Source organism: Herbidospora yilanensis, assembly GCF_001570565.1.
GTDB lineage: Bacteria > Actinomycetota > Actinomycetes > Streptosporangiales > Streptosporangiaceae > Herbidospora > Herbidospora yilanensis.
On the sequence record NZ_BBXE01000013.1, the window covers coordinates 1 to 25,297 of the forward strand.

At 71.3% G+C, this 25,297-nt stretch carries 21 protein-coding genes; 8 read left to right on the forward strand and 13 right to left on the reverse strand.

The window, feature by feature from the left end; translation table 11 throughout:
• Positions 1 to 221 precede the first annotated feature (221 nt).
• On the forward strand, positions 222 to 1,271 hold the full coding sequence (locus AW273_RS00070; protein WP_062343965.1) for an AI-2E family transporter: 1,050 nt from the start codon (positions 222 to 224) through the stop codon (positions 1,269 to 1,271).
• Positions 1,272 to 1,517: 246 nt separating this feature from the next.
• Here the strand turns inward: AW273_RS00070 and AW273_RS00075 are convergent, their stop codons facing one another.
• The 5 genes from AW273_RS00075 to AW273_RS00095 form a co-directional block, all read right to left on the reverse strand.
• Positions 1,518 to 2,942 carry a putative hexosyltransferase gene (locus tag AW273_RS00075; protein WP_083949401.1) on the reverse strand — a complete coding sequence of 475 codons (1,425 nt, stop codon included), beginning with the start codon at positions 2,940 to 2,942 and terminating at the stop codon, positions 1,518 to 1,520.
• A 277-nt stretch (positions 2,943 to 3,219) separates the two neighbouring features.
• Positions 3,220 to 4,764 (reverse strand): cellulose binding domain-containing protein, encoded by a 1,545-nt coding sequence (locus AW273_RS00080; RefSeq protein WP_062343967.1) that lies wholly within the window; start codon positions 4,762 to 4,764, stop codon positions 3,220 to 3,222.
• Positions 4,765 to 4,775: 11 nt separating this feature from the next.
• On the reverse strand, positions 4,776 to 6,542 hold the full coding sequence (locus tag AW273_RS00085; RefSeq protein WP_062343969.1) for a chitinase: 1,767 nt from the start codon (positions 6,540 to 6,542) through the stop codon (positions 4,776 to 4,778).
• Positions 6,543 to 8,156 carry a chitinase gene (locus tag AW273_RS00090; protein WP_062343972.1) on the reverse strand — a complete coding sequence of 538 codons (1,614 nt, stop codon included), beginning with the start codon at positions 8,154 to 8,156 and terminating at the stop codon, positions 6,543 to 6,545.
• Between the two features lie 221 nt (positions 8,157 to 8,377).
• On the reverse strand, positions 8,378 to 8,851 hold the full coding sequence (locus tag AW273_RS00095) for a GbsR/MarR family transcriptional regulator (protein WP_062343973.1): 474 nt from the start codon (positions 8,849 to 8,851) through the stop codon (positions 8,378 to 8,380).
• A gap of 84 nt (positions 8,852 to 8,935) precedes the next feature.
• Here AW273_RS00095 and AW273_RS00100 point away from each other — a divergent pair, with 84 nt between their 5' ends.
• Complete coding sequence (locus AW273_RS00100) at positions 8,936 to 9,817, forward strand: ABC transporter ATP-binding protein (protein WP_062343974.1); 882 nt, start codon at positions 8,936 to 8,938, stop codon at positions 9,815 to 9,817.
• Positions 9,814 to 11,373, forward strand: coding sequence for an ABC transporter permease (locus AW273_RS00105; protein WP_062343975.1), 1,560 nt, complete (start codon positions 9,814 to 9,816; stop codon positions 11,371 to 11,373). Before AW273_RS00100 ends, AW273_RS00105 begins: the two co-directional genes overlap by 4 nt.
• A 96-nt stretch (positions 11,374 to 11,469) precedes the next feature.
• Here AW273_RS00105 and AW273_RS00110 read toward each other — a convergent pair whose 3' ends face one another.
• The gene (locus tag AW273_RS00110) at positions 11,470 to 12,540 is read right to left on the reverse strand and encodes a YeiH family protein (protein WP_232326995.1); all 1,071 of its coding nucleotides are present in this window, start codon (positions 12,538 to 12,540) and stop codon (positions 11,470 to 11,472) included.
• 17 nt (positions 12,541 to 12,557) lie between these two features.
• Positions 12,558 to 12,686, reverse strand: a complete 129-nt coding sequence (locus tag AW273_RS38985) for a hypothetical protein (protein ID WP_269750205.1) — start codon at positions 12,684 to 12,686, stop codon at positions 12,558 to 12,560.
• A 58-nt stretch (positions 12,687 to 12,744) separates the two neighbouring features.
• Between AW273_RS38985 and leuE the strand changes: the two genes are divergently transcribed.
• Positions 12,745 to 13,380, forward strand: coding sequence for a leucine efflux protein LeuE (leuE, locus tag AW273_RS00115; RefSeq protein ID WP_062343977.1), 636 nt, complete (start codon positions 12,745 to 12,747; stop codon positions 13,378 to 13,380).
• Here leuE and AW273_RS00120 read toward each other — a convergent pair.
• From AW273_RS00120 to AW273_RS00140, 5 genes are read right to left on the reverse strand one after another with little or no spacing between them, the layout of a single operon-like run.
• Positions 13,377 to 13,862: a hypothetical protein gene (locus AW273_RS00120; protein ID WP_157555495.1), complete on the reverse strand. Its 486-nt coding sequence runs from the start codon at positions 13,860 to 13,862 to the stop codon at positions 13,377 to 13,379. The genes leuE and AW273_RS00120 overlap by 4 nt on opposite strands.
• Positions 13,859 to 14,401, reverse strand: a complete 543-nt coding sequence (locus AW273_RS00125; RefSeq protein ID WP_062343980.1) for a hypothetical protein — start codon at positions 14,399 to 14,401, stop codon at positions 13,859 to 13,861. The genes AW273_RS00120 and AW273_RS00125 overlap by 4 nt, the downstream gene beginning before the upstream one ends.
• Positions 14,391 to 15,419: a hypothetical protein gene (locus AW273_RS00130; protein WP_062343982.1), complete on the reverse strand. Its 1,029-nt coding sequence runs from the start codon at positions 15,417 to 15,419 to the stop codon at positions 14,391 to 14,393. Before AW273_RS00130 ends, AW273_RS00125 begins: the two co-directional genes overlap by 11 nt.
• Positions 15,419 to 18,544, reverse strand: a complete 3,126-nt coding sequence (locus tag AW273_RS00135) for a virulence factor SrfB (protein ID WP_062343983.1) — start codon at positions 18,542 to 18,544, stop codon at positions 15,419 to 15,421. Before AW273_RS00135 ends, AW273_RS00130 begins: the two co-directional genes overlap by 1 nt.
• Positions 18,545 to 20,872 carry a hypothetical protein gene (locus tag AW273_RS00140; RefSeq protein WP_157555496.1) on the reverse strand — a complete coding sequence of 776 codons (2,328 nt, stop codon included), beginning with the start codon at positions 20,870 to 20,872 and terminating at the stop codon, positions 18,545 to 18,547. It abuts the gene before it with no gap.
• Between the two features lie 331 nt (positions 20,873 to 21,203).
• On the opposite strand from AW273_RS00140, the gene AW273_RS00145 reads away from it, so the two are divergent.
• Positions 21,204 to 21,836, forward strand: coding sequence for a VC0807 family protein (locus tag AW273_RS00145; protein WP_062343987.1), 633 nt, complete (start codon positions 21,204 to 21,206; stop codon positions 21,834 to 21,836).
• Positions 21,837 to 21,864: 28 nt separating this feature from the next.
• Entirely contained in the window at positions 21,865 to 22,335 is a 471-nt protein-coding gene (locus AW273_RS00150) for a TspO/MBR family protein (protein ID WP_062343989.1), read from the forward strand.
• Here the strand turns inward: AW273_RS00150 and AW273_RS00155 are convergent.
• On the reverse strand, positions 22,332 to 23,267 hold the full coding sequence (locus AW273_RS00155) for an ROK family transcriptional regulator (protein WP_062343990.1): 936 nt from the start codon (positions 23,265 to 23,267) through the stop codon (positions 22,332 to 22,334). The two genes, AW273_RS00150 and AW273_RS00155, sit on opposite strands and share 4 nt — an antisense overlap.
• 52 nt (positions 23,268 to 23,319) lie before the next feature.
• Here AW273_RS00155 and AW273_RS00160 point away from each other — a divergent pair, with 52 nt between their 5' ends.
• A complete protein-coding gene (locus tag AW273_RS00160; RefSeq protein ID WP_198167948.1) occupies positions 23,320 to 24,456 on the forward strand; it encodes an MFS transporter in 1,137 nt (378 codons plus the stop codon).
• A gap of 11 nt (positions 24,457 to 24,467) precedes the next feature.
• Positions 24,468 to 25,199, forward strand: a complete 732-nt coding sequence (locus tag AW273_RS00165; RefSeq protein ID WP_083949402.1) for an SDR family oxidoreductase — start codon at positions 24,468 to 24,470, stop codon at positions 25,197 to 25,199.
• Positions 25,200 to 25,297: the final 98 nt, after the last annotated feature.

Here is a 25,297-nt window from a genome sequence, read left to right on the forward strand (position 1 = left end):
TTTTCCGGCCCTTCCGGGCTGGCCCTTCTAATTTACCATCCGCTCACCGGTGCTTCGTACCGGTGTGCTTCTCGGTTTAGAAGAAGGGGGTTTGCCGAACCAGGTCGACGGATTAAAGATTAACAGCTCTCCGGAGTGCTTCCGCACGGGCGCCGGGTCACGGCTCGGTCAGTTGATCACCAACAGTGGGTTTTCGCCGGTCAGAAGGGTAGTAACCGCTCATGATCGAGCTGCCGCGCGCACTGGTCGTCCTGCTGACCGCGGCGGCCGCGGTCGTGACACTGGCCGGAATCCAGGCCGTGGGGTCGATCGTCGGCCCGGTGATGCTGGCGTTGGTGCTGGTCGTGGCGGTGTCGCCTCTCAGGGGCGTGCTGGAGAGGAAGGGCGCGCCGACCTGGCTGCAGGTGGCGGTTCCCTTTCTCGTCGTGCTGCTGGTGCTCGCCGGGATGGTGGCGATCATCGCGGTGGCGGCGGCTCAGCTCGCGACGATCGCGCCGACGTACACGGACAAGTTCGCCGCGCTGGCGGCCGAGGCGCGGGCCTTCGCGGCCGAGATCGGGCTGGGGGCCGACCAGATCGACAAGGCGGTCAAGTCCTTCGATCCCAGCCGGTTGTTGCCGATCGCGCAGGGGTTGCTCGCGGGGGCGCTGGGGGCGGGGTCGGCGCTGTTCCTCATCGTGGTGTTGTCGTTGTCGATGAACCTCGACGCGCCGGCGTTCACCCGGATCATCCGGGTCGCCAAGGTGGAGCGGCCCGCACTGCACGCGGCGCTGACCACCTTCGCGTCGCGGACGCGGCGTTATCTGCTGGTCTCCACCGTGTTCGGGATCATCTGCGCGGTGCTCGACGTGATCGCGCTGGTCGTCCTCAGCGTGCCGCTGCCGTTGTTGTGGGGCATCCTCGCGCTGATCACGAACTATGTGCCGAACATCGGCTTCATCATCGGGCTGGTGCCGCCGGCGCTGCTCGCGTTGCTGGACGGGGGGTTCTCGACGATGCTGCTGGTGATCCTCGCCTACATCGTCATCAACGTGGTGGTGCAGTCGTTCGTGCAGCCGAAGTTCCTCGGCGACGCCGTCGGGTTGACCACCACGATGACCCTGGTCTCGCTGATCGTGTGGGCCTATGTGATCGGGCCGCTGGGGGCGCTGCTGGCGATTCCGCTCTCGCTGCTGGTGCGGGCGCTGCTCATCGACAGCGACCCGTCCGCCCGGTTCGCCCGGGCGCTCGTCTCGGGGGAAGTGCCCCCGCGGGGGCGTACACCGGCGTAGGGTCACCGCGTGCGCAGATGGGACATCGATGAGCGGCAGACCGGAATCGCCGACGGCACAGCGATGGATCCGCAGGTCCAGACCCTGCTGGCGTCGATGCGCCGGGACGGCTGGGTGACCGAGGAGCCGGAGGTCCACCTGCTGCCGCACCTGAAGAAGGCGTGCGGCGACAGGTGGCGGATCGTGGCCGACCGGCTCCTCGACGACGGGGTGTACGAGGTGACGCTGACGATCGGGGAGGACCTGTCAGGTGTCGCGCTGCACCGTGCCGCTGTCGGTCTTCTCACGGCCATCGCCGAGCCGGTCTTCTTCGTCAGGCAGAGCGACCCCCGTGTCTTCGACTGCGTCACGGGGGTGCTCGACGGCGACCCGCCCGGCTTCAAGAGTCACGGGCACCTGGTTCGCCTGATCGTCGAATGACCGGCGGGCCCACGGCATCGCGGCGATGAGCAGCGGGAACAGGACGATCGAGCTGATCGCCCACGGCGCGTGCAGGGCGCCCCAGTCCTGGCCGCGGAACTGGGTCAGCACCAGATAGCCGGTCGCGGCCCACAACGAGCTGCCGATGATCGCCGGCCAGGCCCACTTCGTGGGGCGGGCGACCAGGAACGGCATGAACCAGAGCAGATACTGCGCGCCCAGGCGCGGCGTGACGACCATGAAGCCCAGCAGGATCGCGATCGACACGTCGATCGGATCGGCCTTGCGCCACCACCACAGGCAGAACGCCGCCACTGCGTAGATCATGTACTGGCCGACGACGAGCTTCCACGGCGTGAGGTCCCATTCGCCGCCGTTGATCACGGCGGTCCAGCCCCAGTCGCCGGTGATCGGCCGCACGTCGCTCGGCCGCAGGCTGATCTCCTTCAGCACGTCGACGAGCTGGTCCCAGCGCACCCAGCCGCCGAGCGGCATGGTCAGCAGCACGAGGATCGGCGGCACGGCCACCGCCAGCCCCGACACGATCCGCGCCCGCACCCCCGGCAGGAACATCAACATGCCCGGCACCAGGATCACGGGCCAGCTCTTCGCGCAGAGCGCCAGCCCCATGAGCAAGCCGGCGTAGACGGCCCGGCGGGTCACCCCGGCGGCGTCGCGCGTGAGGAGGCTGCGCACCATCCGGTCGGGCCGGTCGAGCAGCGGCTCGCTCCCCCGGAACTCCCCCGGCCCCCGCGCCACCACATAGGCGGCCACGGCGAACACCAGCGAAACGGGCTCCACCTGCCCGTGGACCGACGCGACCAGGACCGCGAGGGGGTTGCAGGCGTACTGGAAGGCGCGGAGCCGCTGCCGCCCCTGGCCCGCCAGCCTGCCGACCAGCGGGATCAGCGCCAGGTCGGCGACGACGGTGACCAGTCGTCCGGCGATCTCCCACGGGATGCCCAGCCACATCAGCGAGCCGTAGACATAGGGGATCGCGGGCAGGAAGTGCCATCCGCTGTTGACCGGGTTGCGTCCTTCGAGGATCGCCTCACCGGCCGGGCGGAAGCTGTTGACGAAGTCGATCGGCTGCCAGGAGTCGGCGGCCGAGAACAACATGATCAGCACCCGGACCACGATGCCGACGCCGAGGATCGCCAGGAGGGAGGGCCGCCACCCCCTCCGCTGGGCGAGGACGGCGAGCACGACACCGGTGACGAGAAGGATTCCCGTGGGGATTGCGTAGTCCATGACGGCGACAACCTTAGCCACTCCGCCCGGCCGGGGAGGGGCGTCGCAAATGCTTTCTTCCGTTACGGCTCCGCCTGCCCGGCGCCGCCCGCCGTCCCCGCGTCCCGCCGTGACCTGCGCCGACCGGCCGCGCCCGCATCGCCCCGCCACGGGCGAAAGAGGGCGGTGCGCGCCCCGGCGTCCCGGCATGGGCGCGCACCGCCCTCGGCTTCGAGGGCAACCCGGCGACAGGCCGCCGGGGAGCCCGCGTCCCGGACTCCCCGGCGGCCGTGAGGTGCTAGAAGCCCGCCGTGATCCTGGTGAAGTCCCAGTTCGACTGGCTGATGCCGGAGCAGTTGGACACCACGCCGCCGCCCGGGCAGGGGCGGTCGCGGTTGACCGACCAGGTCGCGAAGCGGGTCAGGCCGCGCTGCACGGCGTAGTCGCGGATCGCCGTCCAGGCCGCGGGGGTGGTGGTCTCAAGCTGGTCGGACAGGCCGACCATGCCCGAGATGCCCATCTTCGCGTAGGCCTGGGCGTCGGTGTAGCCGTAGGCCGACTTCAGGACGTTCTTCAGGCCCTCGGACGCGTTGATCGTGTCCTGCTGGATGTTCGAGCTGCCGAAGTCGAACGTCATGATCGTGAAGTTGTCGATCGGCACCGCCAGGGCCCTGGCCTGGTTGATCAGGCGCACGCCGTGGGCGGTCGGGCCGCTCGTGGAGGTCCCGAAGGTGACCGCGATCTTGATGTTCGGGTTGTTCTGCTTGACGATCTTGAGGCCGTTCAGGATGCGGTCCTGGACGGTGTAGTTCTCGAACTCGTCGGTGTTCTCGATGTCGAAGTCGACCACGGCCGGCCCGGTGGCGTTGATCACCGTCTGGACGGCCTGCGCGTAGGCCTGCGGCGTCGAGCAGTTCGGCCCGAGCTTGTTGCCCGACCAGCCGCCGAACGAGACCTGGATCGACCCGCCGGCCGCCTTGATGGCGTTGATGGCATTGACGTCGGCCGCGTTGTTGAGCGGGCGGTTGCCGTCCCAGGCCGGGTTGCAGCCGCCGGACGACAGGATGAAGGCCATCGTGAACGACTTGACCCCGGTCGCCGCCATCACCGAGGCGGGCGCGGGCGGGTCGCCCCAGCCCATGTAGAGGTAGGGCGCGCCGGGCATGCGCGGGCCGCCGGTCGGGCAGCCCGTCGTGGAGCCGGTGACGGAGCCGGACGAGGCCGACTCGCCCACGCTGTTGTACGCCCTCACGACATAGGTCTTCGAGGTGCACGCCGCGATCCCCGAGATGGTCGCCGAGGTGCCGGTGACCTGGGCGCGCTGGGTCGAGCCCTCGTACACGCGATAGCCCGCGACCGTGCCCGAGGACGCGCCCCACGAGAGCGAGATCGACGAGCTGGTCGTACCGGTGACCGACGGGTTCCCGGGGGTGCCGGGGGCGCCCGGGTTGGTGGTGCCGCCGCCGCAGGGCTGCCCGTTCAGGGTGCAGTTGGCGGGGACGGCCGAGCCGGGCGAGGCGATGAAGCCGAAGCTGGCGGTGCCGCCGGGCGGGATGGAGCCGTTCCAGCCCACGTTGCTGAGGGTGAAGCGCTGGCCGCTGCGGGACAACACGGCGTCCCACTGGGAGCTGACGCTCCCGCCCGAGGGCAGGTCGAAGGCGACCGACCAGCCGTTGATGGTCGAGGTGGTGCCGTTGGTGATGACGTACTTGCCCTCGAAGGCGGACCCCCATTCGGAGGTCTTGGTGAAGACGGCGGTGGCGGGGGCCGCGTGGGCGGGGGTGGCGACGAGGACACCCGCGAAGGCGATCGAGGCCGCGAGGAGCACGCGTAAACGTTTCATCGGAACACGTCCTATCCGAGCGCGTTGAGGTAGGAGCGGTGGCTGCGGGAGAACTCGAAGTTGTTGAACCGGTCCCAGTTGATCGACCAGGTCATCAGACCCCGGAGGTTCGGGTAGACACCACGCGGCCGGTAGGGGCCGCAGTTGGTGCCCTTGGCCAGGCAGTCGAACGCCTTCTGGACCTCGGCCACGGTGGTGAAGCCGTTGCCCGCCTGCGGGGAGGACGGCAGGCCGATGGCGACCTGGTCCTGCCGCAGCGCCGGGAAGACGTTGTTCGTGTCGCCCTGGATCGGGAACCCGGCGAGCAGCATGTCGGTCATCGCGACGTGGAAGTCGTGGCCGCCCATCGTGTGGTACTGGTTGTCCAGGCCCATGATCGGCCCGGAGTTGTAGTCCTGCACGTGGAGCAGGGTCAGGTCGTTCCGCATCGCGTGGATGACCGGGAGGTAGGCGGCCGCGCGCGGGTCGGCGCCGCCCCACTGGCCCGAGCCGTAGAACTGGTAGCCGAGCTGGACGAAGAACGTCTCCGGAGCCATGGTCAGGATGAAACGGCTCCCGTAACGGGCCTTCAGCGAGCGCAGCGCCGCGATCAGGTTGACGATCACGGGGGTGGTCGGGTTGCGGAAGTCGGTGTCACCGGTGTTCAGCGACAGGCTGTGGCCCTCGAAGTCGATGTCGAGACCGTCGAGGCCGTACTTGTCGATGATGGCGCCGACCGACTGGACGAACTTGTCGCGCGCGGCCGTGGTCGTGAGCTGCACCTGGCCGTTCTGGCCGCCGATCGAGATCAGCACCTTCTTGCCGGCCTGCTGCTTGGCCCGGATGGCGGCGATGAACTGGGCCTCGGTCTCCACGTTGGGGCATTCGGCGACCGGGCACTGGGTGAAGCGGATGTCGCCCGAGGTGACCGAGGTCGGCTCGCCGAACGACAGGTTGACGACGTCCCACTCGTTCGGCACGTCGGCCATCCGGGTGTAGCCGGAGCCGTTGGCGAACGAGGCGTGCAGGTAGCCGACCATGACCCGTTTGGGCAGGCCCGTCGGCGGCGGCGGCACGCTGCCGACCGTCGCGGTGACGGTGTTCGAACGAGCCGACTCGCCGGCCGCGTTGACCGCGCTGACCTGGTAGCCGTAGGTCCCGGCGGCGGGCCTGTCGGTGTAGGTCGTGCCGGCCGGCGAGGCGATGAGCGACCCGGCGCGGTAGACGCGATATCCGGTGGCGCCCGAGACGGCGGGCCACGACAGGTTCACGTCGGTGGTGGTCTGGCCGAGCGAGAGGACCGGCGCGGCCGGGGGCTGCGGTCCCGGCGGGTTGCCGCCGGGGCCGTCCAGGACCACGTCGTCGGCGTAGTAGGTGCCCTGGCCGTACCAGCCGTTCAGATAGATCGTCACGGAGGTCTGGGAGGCGCCGGTGGTGAAGGTCCGGGTGAGCTGGGCCCAGGCCGCCCCGGGCGCGGCCCAGGTCTCGGAGAACCCGATCGCGCCGAGGAAGACGTAGGGGCCGCGCACCCACGCCGAGAGCGTGTAGGCGGTGTTCGGCTGGACGGTCACGGTCTGGGAGCACCGGGCGAAGTCGCTGCCCGCCGGGGTGGCGGCCAGGGCCCCGGAGCCCGAACGGACGGGGGTGGTGACGGCCTGGGCGCCCGAGGAGCACGTCCAGCCGGTCAGGCCCGACTCGAAGCCGGGGTTGGTGGCGATGTTGGCGGCCTGGGCGGGCGACGCGACGAAGGCGCCGCCCAGCACGAGGGCCGCCGCTGCTATGAGACTGCGGATCTTCATCTACGGCAGGGTGTTCAGGTGGGGACGGACGGTGCGGGAGAAGTTCCAGTTGTTGCTGGCGTCCCAGTTGATCGACCAGGTCATCGCGCCGCGGATGCCGGGGTAGGCGCGCGGCGGCACGAAGCTGCCGCAGTTGGTCCGGGTCGCCAGGCAGGTGAGGGCCTGGTTGACCATCGAGGGGGCGACCACGCCGCCGCCGGCCGCGCCGGGACCGGCCGGGAGGCCGAGGGCGACCTGGTCGTCGCGCAGGCCGTTCTCCAGTTGGATGCAGGCGAGGGCGGTCAGGAAGTTGATCGAGCCCTGGCCGTAGGCGAAGGCCTGGTCGCAGCCGAGCATCGAGCCGGAGTTGTAGTACTGCATGTGGACGACCGTGAGGATGTCCTTGATGGCCAGGGCCAGCTTGAAGTACTCCATGCCGGTCGACTGCATGTCGATCGTCTGCGGGGCCATCGTGATGATCAGCGACGATCCGACGCGGCTGCGGAGCTGGCGCAGGGCGTCGCCCATCCACTGGGCGTTGAGCCCGTTCTCCAGGTCGATGTCGACGCCGTCGAAGCCGTAGTTCTGCATCACCGCGTAGACCGAGTCGGCGAACTGGGTCGCGGCGGCGGCGCTGGCGACCTGCACGCGGCCGGTCTCGCCGCCGACGGAGATGATGACCTTCTTGCCGCGTGCCTTCAGGGCCTGGACGTCGGCCTTGAACTGGGCCTCGGTGTAGCCGCCGACGGCGGTGGCCAGGCCCGGGTCGAGGGCGAAGGTGACCTGGCCGGGGGTGCTGGTGGCCTCGGCGAACGCGACGGCGATCAGGTCGTACTCGTTCGGCACCGCCGACAACTTCAGCTCGGTGGCCGGGTTGACGAAGTTGTGCCAGTAGCCGGTGAGGAAGTGCTTGGGCAGCGGGCCGATCGGGCAGCCGGTGGTCGAGCCGCTGACGGCGTCGCTGGCGACCGACTCACCCTGCGTGTTGTAGGCCTTGACCGTGTAGGTCTTCGCGGTGCACGCCGCGAGCCCGGAGACGGTGGCGCTGGTGCCGGTGACCTGCGCGCGCTGGGTCGAGCCCTCGTACACGCGGTAGCCGGTGACCGTGCCGGACGAGGCGCCCCACGAGATCGAGATCGACGAGCCGGTGGTGCCGGTGACCGACGGGGTGCCCGGCTTGCCGGGCCCGCCCGGCGAGGGCGAGGGTGACGGGGAGGGCGAGGGGTTGACGCCGCCGCCGCAGGACACGCCGTTGATCGTGCAGTTGGCCGGGGTCGCGTCGCCGGGGCTGGCGATGAAGCCGAAGCTCACCGAGCCGCCGACCGGGATGCTGCCGTTCCAGCCGACGTTGGAGAAGGTGAAGCGCTGGCCGTTGCGGGTGAGGGTGGCGTCCCACTGGGAGCTGACCGCGCCGCCGGAGGGCAGGTCGAAGGCGAGCGACCAGCCGTTGACGACGTTGGGGCCGCTGTTGGTGATGACGTACTTGCCCTCGAACGCCGACCCCCACGAGGAGGTCTTGGTGAAGGTCGCCGTCGCGGCGGCGCTGGCCGGGCTCGCGGCGAAGGGGATCACGACGAAGGCGAGCGCGAGCGAGAAGACCGCCGTCAGCGTTCGCCAGACATACCTACGTTGCATGTCACAACCTCGGGTGAGGGGGGTGGGAGGACAGGCTGTGGATGCGTCCGGTGACTTGACGCTGTGAGTGGGAGCTTCTTTTAGTAAAGTTTCCTAAGAGTTGTGGGGATCGTAGCCCGCCGATCCCACCGTCACAAGGCCTATCCCGTTATCCGGTGAAACATGACGAAACCGCCCCGGAACCCGAGGCGGTCTATGTAAAAGATTGTCAGACCACTCTGTCAGTCAAGGCCGTGTTCCACCTTGTACTTCCGCCACAGGTCCATGAGCATCGGCAGCGACTCGTGCACGAACTTGAAGTATTCGTTCATCGTCAGGACCCGGCGGGCGGCCGGGGTCTCCTCCCCCAGGGCCATGCCGAGCTCCTCGGCCATGGCGGCCAGCGTGACGAACAGGTCGTTCTTCAGGACCGTGGCCTCGTACCAGGGATTGTCGGGCAGCCGGTAGACGTCGCTGCGCGAGCCGAGCTGCGGCTCCTTGGCCAGCATGCCCACCTGGAGCAGATAACGCACCGCGCCCGACACCGCCGCCGGGCTCACCGCCAGGCGCTCACCGATCTGGCCGGCCGTCAGCGCCTCTTCGTCGGCGGTCATCACCGTCATCAGCACGCGTGCGGCCATGCGGGGGAAACCCCAGCTCGTGAACACCATGGCCATCCGCTCGGTGGCCATGCGCACCTGTTCCTCGTCTCGCATCCAACCTCCCCAACCAAAATATATACGCGATTCATACGCGTCATAGATTTCACAAATTTGTGAAACGAGCGTACGGTCCGAACCATGGAAAACGCCATCCTGGTGTCCGGCCTCCACAAAACCTTCGGCCGGACACACGCGCTCAACGGACTCGACCTCACGGTCAGGACCGGGGAGGTGCACGGTTTTCTGGGCCCGAACGGATCGGGGAAGTCGACCACGATCCGTGTGCTCCTCGGGTTGCTGCGGGCCGACTCCGGGTCGGCCCGCCTGCTGGGCGGCGACCCGTGGAAGGACGCCACCGCGCTCCACCGCCGCCTCGCCTACGTGCCCGGGGACGTCACCCTGTGGCCGAACCTGTCGGGCGGCGAGGTCATCGACCTGCTCGGCCGGCTGCGCGGCGGGCTGAACCCCAAGCGCCGCGCCGAACTGCTGGAGCGCTTCGACCTCGACCCGCGCAAGAAGGGCCGCGCCTACTCCAAGGGCAACCGGCAGAAGGTCGCCCTGGTCGCGGCGCTCGCCTCGGACGTGGAGCTGCTCATCCTCGACGAGCCCACCTCCGGCCTGGACCCCCTGATGGAGGAGGTCTTCCGCGAGTGCGTCGCCGAGGAGAAGAGGTCGGGCCGCACGGTCCTGCTGTCGAGCCACATCCTGGCCGAGGTCGAGCAGCTCTGCGACCGGGTGAGCATCATCAGGAACGGCCAGACCGTCGAGAGCGGCACCCTGACCGACCTGCGCCATCTCACCCGCACCTCGATCAGCGCCGACCTGGCCACCCCCCTCACCACGATCCCCGGCGTGCACGACCTGGTCGTCGACGGCACCCGCGTCCGCTTCGAGGTCGACACCGACCGGCTCGACGAGACGCTCAAGCACCTCACGTCGGCGGGCGTGCGCAGCCTCACCTCGCAGCCCCCCACCCTCGAAGAGCTCTTCATGCGCCACTACCAGGGGGCGGCGAGATGACCGGCCTCCGGCACCTGATCCGCCTCATCCTGCGGCGCGACCGGGTGCTCCTCCCCCTGTGGGTGCTGATCCTGGGCGCCCTCCCGGCCGTGTACGCGGCCAGCTTCGCCGAGCTCACCCCCACCGAGGAGTCGCGGGTCCTCTACGCCCGCACCACGGCGGGCATCCCGTCGATCGAGGCGATGCTGGGCCCGGTCTACGGCCACAGCGTCGAGGCCCTGGCCACCCAGCGGGCCGGGCTGACCCTGCTGATCGTCGCGCTCATCAACGTGCTCGTGGTGATCAGGCACACCCGCGCCGAGGAGGACGCCGGGCGGCGCGAACTGGTCGCCGCGACCGTCGTCGGACGGCACGCCCCGCTCGCCGCCGCGCTGGTCGTGGCGGCCGGCGCCGACCTGGTGATGGGCCTGCTGACCGCGGCCTTCATGGGCTTCTCCGGCGGTTCGCTGCTGCTCGGCATGTCGATGGCGTTCGCCGGGATCGTGTTCGCCGCCGTCGGCGCGGTGGCCGCGCAGCTCACCGAGAACGCCGGACCGGCGCGCGGGCTGGCCCTGGCCGCGCTCGGCGTGGCCTACCTGGTCAGGGCGGCCGGCGACGCGACCGGCTCGGACCTGTCGTGGGCCTCGCCGCTGGCGTGGAGCCAGTACACCAAGCCGTTCGCGGGCGACGACTGGCGGCCGCTGCTGGCCTCGCTCGGCCTGACGGTCGTGCTGGCCGTGGCCGCCGGATGGTTGTCGCTCCGCCGCGACGTGGGCGGCGGGCTGCTGCCGGCGCGTCTCGGCCCGGCCGGTTCGACCTCGCTGACCGGCCCGTTCGCGCTGGCGTGGCGGTTGCAGCGGGGGCTGCTGATCGGCTGGAGCGCCGGCTTCCTGATCTTCGGGCTGGCCTTCGGCGGCGCCGCCTCCGGCGCGGCCGACGCGTTCCGCGACAACGCCGAGCTGGCCGAACTGTTCGCCCGCCTGGGCGGCGGGGCCTCGCTCACCGACACGTTCATCGCCACCCTGCTCGGCATCGCGGCCATCGCCGCCGCCGCGTACGGGATCCAGGCGGCGTCGCGGATGCGCGCCGAGGAGGGCGCGATGCGGGCCGAACCGGTGCTGGCCACCGCGACCGCGCGGGTGCCGTGGGCGCTCGGCCACGTCGTCTTCGCGGCGGTGGGCCCGGTCGTGGCGCTGTTCATGATCGGCGTCGGGCTCGGCCTCACCTATGGCGCGGACGTCGGCGACCTGGGCCAGGTCCCGAGGCTGATCGGCGCGGCGCTGGCGCAGGCTCCGGCGGCGGCCACCCTGACGGGCCTGACGGTCGCCCTGTTCGGGCTGCTGCCCCGGTTGTCGGCGGCGGCGTGGGGGATCCTGGCGATCTGCCTGCTGCTGGGACAGATCGGCGCACTGCTCCAGCTCAGCGAGGCCGTACTCGACCTGTCGCCGTTCACCCACACGCCCCACCTCCCCGGCGGCGAGGTGACCGCGCTTCCGCTGGTCGTGCTCGCCGTGGTGGCCGTGGCCCTGACAGCGGCGGGCCTGTGGGGCTTCCGCCGCCGCGACGTCGGGGTGTGAAGCTACCGCCCGGTGGCGCCCCCGACAAGGGGCGCCACCCTTAACCAGGGGTCATGCCGCAGCGAGGCACGTTCCAGGTCGGGAATGTGATTCGCGTCACACTGTGAAGCCGCTGAAGAGCAGCAGCGCCAGCCCGAGCGCGAGCACCAGGTTGAGCACCGCGGCCGAGGCGAACACGGCGACCGGCCGCCAGCCGGCCTCGCGGAGCGAGCCGGCCCTGAACTCCAGGCCGATGCTCACGAAGGCCAGGATCAGGAACCACACGCGCAGGTCGTTGGCGACCGCGATGACCTCCTTGCCCTCGGCACCGGAGACCGTGCCGAGATACCAGGTCGCGATCACCGAGGCGGCCACGAACCCGAGCACGAACTTCGGGAACCGGGTCCAGAACTCCCCGATCCCCGGCGCCCTGGCGCCCGGCGTGCGCTCGACCTTGAACGCGAACCAGGCGGTCAGCGCGATCACCACGATCCCGATCAGCGCGTTCTGGGTGACCTTGACGATCGACGCGACGGCGAGGGCGTCCTCGCCGACCAGCGCCCCGGCCGCGGTCACGGCGGCGGTGGTGTCGATGTTGCCGCCGATCCAGGCCCCGGCGACCTCGTCGGTCAGCCCGAGCACCGAGGCCAGCCACGGCACCAGGAAGATCGACGGCAGCGCGAACGCGATCACCAGGCTGGCCGTGTAGGCGAGTTGTTCCTTCCGTGCCTGTACGGCCCCCGCCGCCGCGATGGCCGCGCTCACCCCGCAGATCGACACCGCGGCCGACAACAACGCCCGCAGCCTGTCGTCGAGCCCGAGCCGCCCCGCGAGCCACCAGGTGAAGAGGAACACGCTGGAGATGAGCAGGATGCCCTGGATGATGGCGGGCCCGGCGGCGGTGACGATCACCTTGAGGTTGATGGACGCCCCGAGCAGCACGAGCCCGGTCTTGATGAAGAACTCGGTCCGGAAGCCGCCCTCAAGCCGCTCCCGCCACCCGGTGGCGGTGAGGATCGCGTTGCCGATGAGTCCGAGGACGATGGCGTAGACGGGATATTCGACGGCCTTGGCGATGTCGCCCTCGAACCAGACGGGGACGTTCTTCTCCAGGAACCGGGTGGCCGCGCCGAGCACCAGCACGACGACGACACCGAGGACCACACCGAGGACGCCGTTGGTTCTCACGGACGCCTGGGTCCGGGTCATGGGATCAGCCCCGGCGGTATGACGCCGACGATGACGAGCACGAGCAGGACGAGCCCGATGACGGTGGCCGCCCAGTCCTCGTTGAACTGGGTCCGGCTCTCCTGCTGGGTGGGGGGTTCGGTCATAATTTCATACTAAACATATAGGAATTACAGGTAAACCCCGCGGGAGTATCGTGACCGCGTGTTCTTCGGCATCACCGACATATGGACCTATGTCATCGGCGCGTTCCTGATCGTCCTCCTCCCCGGCCCGAACTCCCTGTTCGTGCTCTCCACCGCCGCCCAGCGCGGCGTCCGCGACGCCTACCGCGCCGCGGCCGGCGTGTTCATCGGCGACTCGGTGCTCATGTTCGCCTCGGCGGCGGGCGCGGCCTCGCTGCTCATGTCCAACGAACTCGTCTTCACGATCGTGAAGTACGCGGGCGCCGCCTATCTGGCCTACATCGGGCTGACGATGATCTGGGGCGCCTGGCGCACCCGCACCGTCACCGGCGAGGTCGCGACGCCCGCGCTCTCCCCCGACCCGTTCCGGAAGGCGCTGATCATCAGCCTCCTGAACCCGAAGGCGATCCTGTTCTTCGTCTCGTTCTTCATCCAGTTCGTGGACCACACGTACGCCGCGCCGGCCCTGTCGTTCCTGATCCTGGGCGCGATCCTGCAGGTCTTCTCGGTGCTCTACCTGTCGGCGCTGATCTTCGGCGGGACGTTCCTGGCCGGGCAGTTCCGGCAGCGGAAGGTGCTGTCGGCGGGGCTGACGACCGGTGTGGGCGCGGTGTTCGTGGGCTTCGGGGCGAAGCTGGCGACCACGAGCCTCTAGACCGGCTTGCCCGTCGCCTCCCAGACCGCCGTGACCTTCCCGCAGGAGGTGTCGCCGCCCTTCGCCGCCTCCAGGCGGGCGTCGAACTCGGTGACGAACCACGCCCCGGCCCCGGGGTCGAAGGCGGCCCGGGTCGGGGTGAAGGAGAACCGCCAGCAACCGGTGGCGCCGGGCACCCCGTTGGCCTCGCCGTCGACGATGGCGACCTTCTTCCGGCCGGACCGGTCGTGCGACACGCAAAGGCCGCCGTCGCACGGCTCGACGGTGACCCGCTTCGCCGGCCGGCACTCGCTCAGGCCGTCGCACCGCGTGCCCGTCAGGTCGAACACGATCCTCTTCCGGACGAGGACGTTCCCCTTGGTCTCGTAGCCCTCGATCGTGTCGCGCAGCCCGGCCACCTTGGCGCGGGCGACCATCGTCTGGGCGACGACGAGGGCGGCCAGCACGCAGACGAGCACGACGAGCACGCGGGTGCGCGTCATGCCAGCGACACCAGGACGAGCCCGGCCAACGCCAGGGCGACGATCGCGGCCACGACCGGCACCAGCCACACCGGCGGCAGGGGCCGCACCACGACCGGCGGGGGCGGCGGCGCGGCCGGCTCGATCGTGGTGGCCGTCGGGATGCGCGGGATGCGGAGCTCCCGCGTGACCTCGGCGGCGGGTTCGGCCCAGAAGGCGGTCCGGGGATCGAAGGTGACCCGGTCGTGGGTGGCGACCGGGATCCACCGCCCGTCTATCGAGATGCCGCGGTGGTGCCAGTGCAGCGCCCCGGTCCCCTCGGCCGCCAGCCGGTGGCAGCGGTCGGAGGCCGCCGCCGAGGTGAAGCAGAGCAGCACGAGTTCGCTCTCGGCGCTCACCTCGAACCCGATCCCGCCCGGCCAGCGGAAGCTGCGCGGCCGGGCCGGGCCGTCCATGGCCACCCAGGCGCCGCGCAACTCGCCCGCGCCGAACTCCGCCGAGTGGCTCAGCGCCCGGACGTAGTCGTCGTCGGACGGCCAGGCGACCAGGTCAGCTCGCATAGATGACCCGTCCCGGCGTCTCGATCCCGTGCACGCTCGACCACGCCCGCACGCACGCCAGCACCTGGCCGGGCCGTTCCGGATAGTGGATGGCGATGTCGTGGCGGGTCAGGTCGTCGGCCGAGCGGTAGCGGCCGGGCGGGAACTTCACCGTCCCGGCGCCCGAGTCGAGCGCCGCGTCGGACAGGGCGTCGTTGCAGGCCGCCCGCCACTCGCCCCACCAGGAGTCCTCCGGCGCGGGCGGCAGGTGCACCACCGAGCACAACGCCTCGTGCAGGCGGACCACCGACTCCAGCCACGGGCCCGAGTGTCTCCGCTGGGAGGCGACCTCCTCCAGGCGGTTGTTCAGATGTCCGACGTAGCCGGTCCGGGCGGCCGGTTCGGCCAGGCCGCGCAGGCCGGAGAACTCCAGCGTCTGGAGGCAGTGGTGCAGCCCTGGATCGAGCTCGGCCAGGACCGGGATCATCGCCGCGAAGGTGGCCATCTCGGCCGGGACCGAGCCGGCGGTCTTCGGCGCGCCGCCGCCGGACACGGCCAGCCCCGGCGCGACCACGCGGCCGTCGACCTTCAGCGCCGGGATCAGGCGTTCGTCCTTGGGGCCGTGCAGGGTGACCGCCGCCCCCGGCTTGCCCGGCCTGGCCCCCGACCGGACGGCGACCTCCTCGGCGGCCCGGCGCACCAGGTCGGCCTCGCGCCGCGACAGGCGCAGCGCGTTGAGGTGGACGGCGGTCCACAACGTTCCCTCGTCGTGGGAGGGCGCGGTCGACCCGGGCGCGATCCGCTCGGCCAGGCCGAGCAGGGACTCGCGCAGCGGACTCGCGGCGGTCACGGCCGCGACCGGCTGCTCCGGCGCCGGGGCGGCCAGCACGGCGTCGAGGTCGGCGGCCAGGTCCGCCGTCCCGGGGCCCGGCAGGCCGTCCAGCGCCGTGCGCAGCCCGGCCAGGAATCCCCGGGTCAGGGCGGCGGGCGCGGTCCCGGTCTGGGCCAGGACCGCGCGCAGGGTCTCCTCCAGCGCCATCAGTGGCCGCCGTTGAACGGGTTGAGCTTCTCGTCGACGTCGGGGTCGCCCGGCGTCATCGCGACGCTGAACACCGACCCCGGGTCGGCGACCACGTCGGCCGGGGACCCGGCCTCCCGGAATCGCACATAGCCGGGCTCCACGGTCAGCCGCCCCTCGGAGTCGAGCACCGGCACCATGTCGGCGCCGAGCAGCCCCGCCCTGGGTGCCCGCACGGACTCGCCGATCTGGGTCAGGGCCTCGGGCCTCCCGGGCTCGGGGGTGTAGAAGGTCCAGAGCCCGTCGCCGGGCACGTCCTTGGGCAGCGGCCGGCCGATCAGACCGGCGGCGTGGCGGCCGTTGTCGGTGAGCAGGCGCTCGGTCAGCACCGTCCCGGCCGTGAAGATCGGCTGCGGGGCGGAGGCCAGGCCGCCGGCCGTGTACGGGTTGACCACGATGTCCCGCTGGAGCACGAAGCGGCCCGCCTCGTCCTTGGCCACCAGGCCGCGGGTCGCCGGGGCGGAGCCGAAGCGGGGGGCGTACACGGGACCGGACTGGTGGCAGAAGTGGGCGGTCACCAGCTCCCGCTCGTTCACCTCGAACGTCACCATCACCTGCCGGTACCAGGCGGCCTGCTGTTCGGCGGGCACCCGTCCCTGGAGCAGGTCGTGCATGCTCAGGTGGCTCCACAGGCTGCGCTCCTCCTCGACCGCGAACGGCTGGCGGTAGATCGCCATGTTCTGCGGCACGGGGATCCAGTCGCCGTAGCGGCGGCGGCCCTCGATCTCGCCGTCGACCTGGATGCGGTCGAACCGCTCCCCGACCTGGAAGACCGGGAAGAGCTGCCCGCCCGTGGCGTCGAAGACGAGGGTGTTGGGGAGCGCGTGGAACAGGTTGTCCACGTCGATGTAGAGCTCCGTCAGGCCGCGCCGCACCCGCTGGGTCGCGTGGGAGGCGCTGGCGTAGCCCTTCTGCCTGACGTGTTCGGCCCAGCAGGCGCCGATGGAGGTGCCGGTCTTGGCGAAGGCGGGGTCGTACACGACGTCGAGGGGGTTCCAGTTCACGTGGTCGCCGGCCTGCGCGAACGTCTCCAGGAGGACCCTGCGCACCTGCGGCAGCGCCGACGTGCCGCCGGAGATGATCACCTTGTCGAGGACGTCGGGCACACCCTTCTCGTCCCGGCCCAGCCGCCGTTTGACCACGCTGAGGGCGATGGCGAAGGCGTCCCTGACCACCTCCTCGATGATCCGGTTGATCTCCTCCCGCTTGACGACCACCTCGGCGGGCTCGGTGATCTCACGGGCCCGGCCCTCCAGTTGGAGCAGCTCGGGCACCCGGCGCACCACGTAGTCGCCCTCGTGCGTCGACTGCTGGCGTTTGGCCAGGTCGGCCTGGCTCCACAGGCGCCGGAAGCGCTCCTCGGCGGCGTGCCGGTCACCGGCCGCGCTCGCCCAGCGTGTCGGCACCACCTTTTCGATCAGGTCGGCCCGGCGCTGTTCGGCGTCGGAGCCGGCGGTGGGGGCCAGCAGCGAGCCGGGGACGTAGACGCCGCCGGTCAGGTAGCCCGGGTACTCCTCGCGCACCAGCCGGGGCGAGCGGGTCAGCACCGCGTCGGCCAGCAGCGCCTTCAGGTGCTTGAAGACGCCCAGCGTGATGCGGTCGCCGCCGAGCTGGGCCCGGCCCGCCTTCGCCAGCACGGCGGGACGCAGCGCGTAGTAGCGGCCCTGGACCCGCTCGTCGCGGCCCGTCCCGTAGACGGTCTGGTCGAGCAGGGTGATGCCGAGCAGCGCGATGTCGGTGGTGCCGCCGCCGATGTCGACGACCAGGATGTTGCGGTGCCACTGCTTGTCGCCCACCCGCCGGGTGTGCGCCCGGAACGCCTCGATGCCGACCGCCTGGTCACCGGCGAAGTCGCGCATCAGGTAGAACATCGCGGCGGCGGTCGCCTCGTCGTAGGCGGTCACGACCTGGCGCATGCCGATGCGGCGGGCCAGCCGTTCGACGTCCTGGCGGGTGCGGGGCGGCGACACCGTCGGATAGGTCACCACGGCGTGGGTGATCGGCTTGGTCGACACCTCGTCGGGGTGGTCGTGGCAGTATTTGGCGACCTTCTCGGTCATCAGGCCGGCCCAGGCGGCGGCGATCACGTCGTCGGGCGTCACCGGGTGGCCGGCGGGCAGGCCCGGCAGCGACCGGGACGAGCCGAGGAACTGCTTGAGGCCGCGCTGCGACCGGACCTCCGGCGCCAGCGGCTCGGCCGACCCGCCGGAGCGGTGCCCGTCGGCCGCCATGCTGACGGTCAGCGGGTCGAGCCCGTGGACGGCGATCTCGCTGTCGATCGTCTCCTCCCCCGCGTGCAGCGGGATCCTGATCATCCGCTGCTCCCGGATCGGCGGCACGTCGAAGGCCGCGCGGTAGAGCCCCTGCAGCGCCTGGGACACGATCGGCTGCCGCACCTGGGCGGCCTGGCGCTCCATCGTCAGGAGCAGCCGGTAGAGCCCCGCGCCGCTGGTGGAGGTGTCGTTGTCGAGCACGGCCCTGGCGGCCTGGAGCGGGTCGGCGGTCCCCCCGGCGGTCGCCAGGGTGCTCCCGGTGGCGGCCAGGAAACGCTGCCAGCTCTGGCCGTCGAGCCCGTAGCCGGGATGCCCGTCGAAGCGCAGGGTCAGCTCCCGGCGCAGCACCTCCCGCTGCGAGGGCGGGAAGCCGATCAGGGCGTGCTGGCGGCGCTGGTCGAACAGGGTGATCGAGGTCGTGCTGGTGCCGTAGTCCAGGGCGATCCAGCCGCTGTTGACGTCGAGGTCGGGGCGGGTCTCGGGGGTGACGGTTACGCGGCTCTCTGCCATTCGGCGGTTCCCGCCCTCGTACTCGTAGGTGATGGTCCAGGTGAAGACGACCGGGTCGGCCGGCGCGTCCGAGGGCTCGGCCGACACCGGTCCGAGCAACCGCCACGCGCTGCCGCCCCGCACGCTCAGGCCGCCCGGCGGGACCTGCGGCGTCCAGCGGGTGGCGAGCGCCCCGGCGGGTTCGACGGTCACCGCCCTGATGACGGCGTCCCGTTCCGGCACGACGATCGGGAGGGGCAGCGGTCCGGGCACCCGGACGTCGGTGACGCGCGCGCCGTCGGGGCCGGCGAGGTAGAGCTCCATCTACGCGCCCCGCTTCCAGTCGGCGAACCGGGCGAACCCGAGGTTGACGCCGCCGCTGGGGTAGGCGGCGCGGAGTTTGCGCAGCTCCTCCAGCAGCGGGGTGCCCTTGGCCTGCGCGGGGCGGCGCACGACGTCGGCGCGGATCCGCTCCAGGACGTCCTCCAGGGTCTCCAGGCCCGATCTGATCTGGGCGTCGGCCAGCGGGCGCAGGGCGTCGAGCCAGCCGCGGACCACCATGTCGGCGGCGTCGACGACCTGCTGCCGGAGCCGGATCACGTGGACTGGGTGCAACTGGTGCACGAACCAGGCGTCTTCGGCGGGCCGGTCGTCGTGGGGGATGGACCAGGCGAACCGGTGGGGGCGGCGCATCGGGAAGGCGTGCTCGACGCCCCCGGTGTCGGGGCGGGGCAGGTCGGCGGCGGCGTCGGTCAGGATGCCGCGCCACTCGGCGGGGCGGATCAGCGCGGCCAGCGTCTCGCGTTCCTGGTCGGGCAGGTCGACGGCGGCGAGCCGGCGGCGCAGGTCGTCGGTCACGAGGGACTGGGCCTTGGCCAGCACCGCCCGCTCCCAGCGGTCGAGCGCCAGGTTCCGGGAGCTCGCGTAGACCTCGTGGCAGACCGTGGTGAAGGGGCCGACGAACTCCTCGGTCGACTCGGGGCCGGCCCGCAACTCGGTGCCGGTCGCCGTGGACATGATCGCCCACCACTGGGGCCAGGCGAAGACGCGGGCGATGAGGTCGGCGCGGACCTCGTCCATCAGGGAGGGGTTACCGCCGCCGAGCGTCTCGGCCAGCAGCGGCGGCAGGTCGGCCTTGAGGCTGCTCAGCACGGTCTTGACCTGGTTCACCAGGTTCTCCGCCTCCGCGCCGGCCGAGGCGAATACGGTCCGGGAGGCCTGGTCGAGCGCGGCCTCCAGGCCGCCTTCGGCCAGGTCGAGGGCGGCGCGTTCCTTCACGACGCGGCTGTGGCGGGCCGTGAGGCCGTAGCCGGCCAGCCGGTCGGACAGCCGGTTCAGCACCAGCTCCTTGCCGCCGTCGCGGGCGGTCTCGGTCAGCATGGTCCGCAGCCGGCTCGACTGCGGCAGCCCCGCGGCGACCGCCCCGGCGGCCTCGACGACCCTGACCGCCTCCCCGACCCGGTTGTCGAGCGACCCTGAGAGACCCATGTGGTCGAGGGCCGTCAGCCCCGAGTAGAAGAAGGGGTCGTCGTCGGGGTTGAGCCTCCCGGCGGTGTCGAGCAGCTTGCGCAGGGTCGGCACCTGGTCGAGCACCTCGTCGTCGGACTGCGCCTGGCGCAGGGCCGCGGTCTCGAACCGCCTGATGTCCTGGACGTCGCTCAGGTTGCCCACCCCCACCAGCACCCGCCCGCGCCGGTCGACGGGATAGACCTCGCGGAGCAGCGAGGTGAGCTCGTCGGAGGCCATGCCGTCGGGGTTGCCGCCCTTGAGCAGGGCGATCACGGTGTCCATGTCGGGCAGCAGCGTCCTGGTGAGGGTCAGGTCGCGCTCGCCGGAGATGTCGTTGAGGAAGCCGGGGAAGTCGTAGACGACCATGCGGTCCTTGGAGACCTCGTGGTTCCAGGACGCGTCGCCGAGCAGCCGGTCGAGGTCGAGCACCTCGGGGGCGACCTCCACGGTCACCGCGACGTGGTCGACGATCCAGAAGGGGTCGGGCTCGGAGACCGGCCGCCTCTCGGAGATGAGCAGCAGGTCCTTCGCCTCGGCCTCGGAGATCCCCGGCCGCGCGCCCAGCCGGCTCCCGAACTCGCGGACGGCCAGCGCGATGGCCACGAGCTGGGCCGACAGGCGGCGGACCTGGTTGGGGGCCTGGGCGGCGTGCGCCTGGTGCCAGCTCAGCAGCGCCCGCCCGTCGCCGTTCCGGGCGGCGGCCTCCCAGACGGCCTGCTCGAACCCGGCGGCGGCCGGGCCGGACAGGGCGCGGCCGGCGGCGTGCAGCTCCTGGCCGATCGACTCGCGGCGCTGGGCGACGGCGGTCTCCGTGAGGTAGCTCGCGTGCCGGCCGGTGATGACCGTGCGGGCGCCGGAGGGTCCCTGGCGCACCCAGTAGGCGGTGACGTTGCCCGTCGTGGGCTGGTCGCCGATGAGCAGGCCCTCCAGTCCGAGCAGGGAGGCGATGAACATCGTCTTGCCGGCGCTGAACTCGCCGAGCACGCCGAGCTGGTAGGGGCGCCGGGTGGCGTCGAGCAGCCGGCCCGCCTGGTCGCGGGCGCGGGCGACGGCCGGGCCGAGCTCGTCGGGCAGATCGGGGTTCTCCAGCAGGCGCCGGATCCCGGCGGCGTACTCCCCAGCCGTGCGGATGTCCTGTCTCATGTGCTCGACCGTCACGTAGTCCCTCCTGGAACGCTCTTCACGTTCGGACTGTAGCTACGACAACCCCAACGGAACAGACGCTTCCACCACATCAGGGACAAACCTGGAATGGCCCTAATTGAGTCAGATAAAGAAGTTGAGTGTGGACGGTTATCCGGAGGGTTAGATCCCTCTAACTCGACAGACGTCCCCTACGGGTCACCCCCGACCACCCCTAAGGGTCGGGTACTGTAACGAATCGGCCACGGCCTCCCAAACCGGTTTTCATACTCCAGCCAAGGGGTAGGCGCGAAAGCTTTAGCGTCGGTGCTCCGACGCCTGAAGGAGCAGCATGAACCACCCTCAATTCACCCTGCCGAGGCTGACCGCCCTGTTCCGGCAGGCGGTCCCGCGGCTGCTCGAAGGGGTGGTCGCGCCGATGGTGGTCTTCTACACCTTCTTCGCGCTCCTCGGCCTGGTCGGCGGCCTGATCGCGGTCACCTCCTGGGTCTACCTGGGCATCGTCTACCGGCTGATCCGCCGGCGCCCGGTGCCGGGCACCATGCTGCTGGCCGCCATCGCGGTCACGGCGCGCGGGCTGATCAGCGCGTGGACGGGCGACTGGGTGGTCTACTTCATCCAGCCGGAGATCGGCACCGTCTGCATCGCGCTGGCGTTCCTGACCTCGGTGCGCCTCAACAAGCCGCTGGTCCAGAAGCTCACGCTCGACTACATCCACCTGCCGGCGTTCATCCTGAAGCACGAGCGGATGCGGCAGTTCTTCGCCCGCATCACACTGCTGTGGGCGTTCGTGCTGATGTGCAACTCGGCGGTCAGCATCTGGCTGGTGCTGCACCAGAGCCTGGAGGGCTACCTCCTGGTTCGCACCGCGGCCGTCGCGGCGATCACCGGGGTGGCGTTCGCGGGGTCGGTGTGGGCGTTCAAGCGGGTGCTGAACCGGATGCACGCCGAGCCCGCCGCTTGACCTGAGCCCCTGCGGGCAGGGGTTCGACATGAGCACTCTGACCCGGCATCGCTGGCCCGCACTTCTCGTGTTCGCGCTGGTCGTGGCCCTGGTCGCGGTGACCGGTGGGCTCGCGGCCTCGAACGCGGGGGCCGTCTACGCCCGGCTCGACCTGCCCGCGTGGGCGCCGCCGCAGTGGTTGTTCGGGCCGGTCTGGACGGTCCTCTACGCGCTGATCGCGATCTCCGGCTGGCTGGTCTGGCAGACGCGCGGGCTCGACAGCTCCTTCACCCCCTACGTCGTCCAGCTCGTGCTCAACGCCCTCTGGACGCCGCTGTTCTTCGGCGCGGGGCTCTACGGGGCGGCGTTCGTCGACATCGTGCTGCTCTGGGTGGCGATCGTCGTCACCATCGTGATGTTCCTGCGCAGGCACCGCGTCGCGGGGTGGCTGCTGGTGCCCTATCTGCTCTGGGTGACCTTCGCCGCCGCGCTCAACCTGGCCATCTGGACGGCCAATTAGCCGAACGTCTCGTCCCTGGCCGCGTCGAGGGCCAGCAGGGTGGCCCCGAGCAGCACCGGGTTGTCGGCGACCGTGCTGGCCGTGACCTCCACGGGGACCGGGCAGATCGCCTCGACGGCGTGCTGAACGCGTACCGAGAGCTCCGCGCCGCCCCGGTGGCCCACGCCGCCGCCGAGGACGACCAGGCCGGGGTCGACGACCTCGGCGATCGCGGCGACGCCCAGCGCGACCCGTTCTGCCAGCACGTCGACGGGGGCTTCGGAGACGAGGTCGTGCAGGTCGCCGCCGCGCAGCGGGAGGAAGCCGACCTCGCCCGCCGCGCCCGAGACGCCCCGGCGCAACTTGTGGTCGAGGACCAGCGCGCCGCCCGTGCCCGAGTCGAGCCACAGCAGGGCGAAGTCGGCGCGGCCCACGGCCGCCCCCGCCCGGTGTTCGGCGACGGCCGCCAGGTTGACCTCGTTCTCGATCACCACGCGGGCGCCCAGGTCGTGCTGTTCGGCGTGGCCGTCGCGGGTGCCGTGGCCGGGCGCGCCGACGACGACCGTGTGCAGCGGGCCGCGCGCCACGGCCCGGACGGCCGCCACGATCCCGGGCCGGCCCGGCAGCTCCACCTCGCCGACCGTCTCGCCGGCCAGGTCGGCGCAGACCGCGCTCACGTGACCGGGGCGCACGTCGACGCCCACCACGTGGGCACGGGCCGCCGCGACCCGCCAGAGGCGGGCGTTGGGGCCCCGCCGGTCGGCGCCGGTCTCGCCGGCCGGCTCGATCAACCGGGCGTCGTGGAGCCGTTCGACCAGGTCGGAGACCGACGGGCGGGACAGGCCGGTCAGCTCGCGCAGTTGCGGGGCCGTCAGGGGGCCCATCTCGACCAGCAGGTCGAGCGCCATCCGGTCGTTGATCGCCCGCGCGGTGCGGGGGGTCGCCTTAATCATCAGGAAGCCTAACTGTTAATTTGATCGTACCCCTCGAAACATGGAGTACGAAATGCGTCGCGCGATCTCACTGGTCTTCCTGAGCCACGGGATGGTGGCGGGAAGCTGGTCCACGCGCATCCCCTGGATCCAGGAGCACCTGGGTCTGTCGGCCACCACCCTCGGTCTCGTCCTGCTGGCCACGGCGGGCGGCTCGGTCGCCGGCCTGCTCGCCGCCGGGCCCCTGTTAGCCCGATTCGGGGCGCGGGACGCCACCGCGATCCTCGTCCCGATCTACTGCCTGACGCTCGGGCTGCCCGCGCTGTCCCCCAGTGTCCCCGTTCTCTGCCTGGCCCTCGCCCTCTACGGGGCGGCGGCCGGGACCTCCAACGTCGCCGTCAACGCCGAGGCGTCCGGCATCGAGAAGGCCGCCGGTCAGCCGATCATGACCCGGCTGCACGGCATGTGGTCGCTCGGCATGCTGGCCGGCGCCGGGCTCGGGGCCTTCGCCGCCTCCTTGGCGGTCGCGGCGCCGCTCCACCTGGGCGCCGTCGCGGTCGTGACGGCGGGCGCCGCCCTGCTGTCGGCCCGGTCCCTTCCGGTACGCCCCTCCGGGCCCGCCCCCGGGCGACGGCTCGGGCTGCCGTCCAGGTCGGTGGTCGTGATCGGGCTGGTGGCCTTCTGCTCCTCCTTCGCCGAGAGCTCCGTGGTCAACTGGTCGGGCGTCTACGTGCGCGACGTGACCGGGGCCGACGCCGTGGCGGCGGCGCTGGCCTATGTCGCCTTCGCCTGCGCCTCGGCGTTCTCCCGGCTCGGTTCGGTCGCGGTGATCGTCCGGCTCGGGATCGTGAAGACGGTCAGGGCCGGGGCGCTGGCCGGGCTCGCCGGGGGCGTGCTGGCCGTGTTCGCGCCGGTGACCTGGGTGGCGGCCCTCGGGTTCGCGCTGATCGGGCTCGGCCTGGCCACCGTCGTGCCGCAGTCGTTCAGCGCCGCCGCCGACGCCGCGCCCACCCCCGGCGAGGGCGTGTCGGGGGTCGCCATGCTGACCCTGTTCGCCGGGCTCGGCGGGCCCACCCTCTTCGGCGTGGTCGCCGACGCGTTCTCCCCCCGCGTCTCGTTCCTGCTGGTCACCGCGGCCGTCGCGGCCATCGCCCTGGCGGCGCCGGTGCTGCGTCCACGAGTATCGGCACCTGTCCCCGTCCCGGCGTGAAAGGAAGTCTCTTGTCTCTCGGAACCGCTCTCGTCACCGGTGCCAGCCGCGGGCTCGGCGCCGTCATCGCCGAACGGCTCGCCGCCGACGGCCGGCACGTCGTGCTGAACTACGCCCACGACACGGCCGGGGCCACCGCCGTCGCCGACCGGGTGCGGGCCCGCGGCCACTCGATCGAGATCTCCCGGTTCGACGTCACCTCCGAGGAACAGGTCGCCGCGGCGCTGGCCGCCGCCGGGCCGATCGAGGTCGTGGTCAACAACGCCACCGGCCCGCAGCCGGAGATCCCCGTCGAGGACCTGACCTGGGACGACCACCTCGACCAGCTCAAGTTCTTCGTCAAGGCGCCGCTGCTGATCCTGCAGGCGGTGCTGCCCGCCATGAAGGCCGCCGGAACCGGCCGGATCGTCAACATCGGCAGCGAGGTCGCCGACCTGGGCAACCCCGAGTTCAGCCAGTACGTCTCCGCCAAGATGGCCATGCACGGCCTGACCAGGTCGTGGGCCCGCGCCCTCGGGCCCCACGGGATCACCGTCAACACCGTCGAACCCGGCTGGATCCCGGTCGAACGCCACGCCTCCGTGGCGGCCGAGAACTACGAGACGTACCGGAACAGCCTCGCGCTCCCCCGCATGGGCACCCCCGCCGACGTGGCCGACGCGGTGGCCTTCTTCGCCTCCGACGCCTCCCGCTTCGTCACCGGGCAGCGCGTCGCCGTCAACGGCGGCAAGACCATGAGCTGAGAAGCGGCATTCGCCCGGGGTCGCCCCAGGGATGACCGGTCGGCATCTCAGGGGCGATCCCGGATGGATCTCCCTCCCGTTTGAACCAGGCTGCGGTT

Coding starts and splice junctions, on each gene's coding strand:
- AW273_RS00070 (WP_062343965.1), top strand. CDS start 222: ATGATCGAGCTGCCGCGCGCACTGGTCGTCCTGCTGACCGCGGCGGCC.
- AW273_RS00075 (WP_083949401.1), bottom strand. CDS start 2,942: ATGGACTACGCAATCCCCACGGGAATCCTTCTCGTCACCGGTGTCGTG.
- AW273_RS00080 (WP_062343967.1), bottom strand. CDS start 4,764: ATGAAACGTTTACGCGTGCTCCTCGCGGCCTCGATCGCCTTCGCGGGT.
- AW273_RS00085 (WP_062343969.1), bottom strand. CDS start 6,542: ATGAAGATCCGCAGTCTCATAGCAGCGGCGGCCCTCGTGCTGGGCGGC.
- AW273_RS00090 (WP_062343972.1), bottom strand. CDS start 8,156: ATGCAACGTAGGTATGTCTGGCGAACGCTGACGGCGGTCTTCTCGCTC.
- AW273_RS00095 (WP_062343973.1), bottom strand. CDS start 8,851: ATGCGAGACGAGGAACAGGTGCGCATGGCCACCGAGCGGATGGCCATG.
- AW273_RS00100 (WP_062343974.1), top strand. CDS start 8,936: ATGGAAAACGCCATCCTGGTGTCCGGCCTCCACAAAACCTTCGGCCGG.
- AW273_RS00105 (WP_062343975.1), top strand. CDS start 9,814: ATGACCGGCCTCCGGCACCTGATCCGCCTCATCCTGCGGCGCGACCGG.
- AW273_RS38985 (WP_269750205.1), bottom strand. CDS start 12,686: ATGACCGAACCCCCCACCCAGCAGGAGAGCCGGACCCAGTTCAACGAG.
- AW273_RS00120 (WP_157555495.1), bottom strand. CDS start 13,862: ATGACGCGCACCCGCGTGCTCGTCGTGCTCGTCTGCGTGCTGGCCGCC.
- AW273_RS00125 (WP_062343980.1), bottom strand. CDS start 14,401: ATGCGAGCTGACCTGGTCGCCTGGCCGTCCGACGACGACTACGTCCGG.
- AW273_RS00130 (WP_062343982.1), bottom strand. CDS start 15,419: ATGGCGCTGGAGGAGACCCTGCGCGCGGTCCTGGCCCAGACCGGGACC.
- AW273_RS00135 (WP_062343983.1), bottom strand. CDS start 18,544: ATGGAGCTCTACCTCGCCGGCCCCGACGGCGCGCGCGTCACCGACGTC.
- AW273_RS00140 (WP_157555496.1), bottom strand. CDS start 20,872: ATGAGACAGGACATCCGCACGGCTGGGGAGTACGCCGCCGGGATCCGG.
- AW273_RS00145 (WP_062343987.1), top strand. CDS start 21,204: ATGAACCACCCTCAATTCACCCTGCCGAGGCTGACCGCCCTGTTCCGG.
- AW273_RS00150 (WP_062343989.1), top strand. CDS start 21,865: ATGAGCACTCTGACCCGGCATCGCTGGCCCGCACTTCTCGTGTTCGCG.
- AW273_RS00155 (WP_062343990.1), bottom strand. CDS start 23,267: ATGATTAAGGCGACCCCCCGCACCGCGCGGGCGATCAACGACCGGATG.
- AW273_RS00160 (WP_198167948.1), top strand. CDS start 23,320: ATGCGTCGCGCGATCTCACTGGTCTTCCTGAGCCACGGGATGGTGGCG.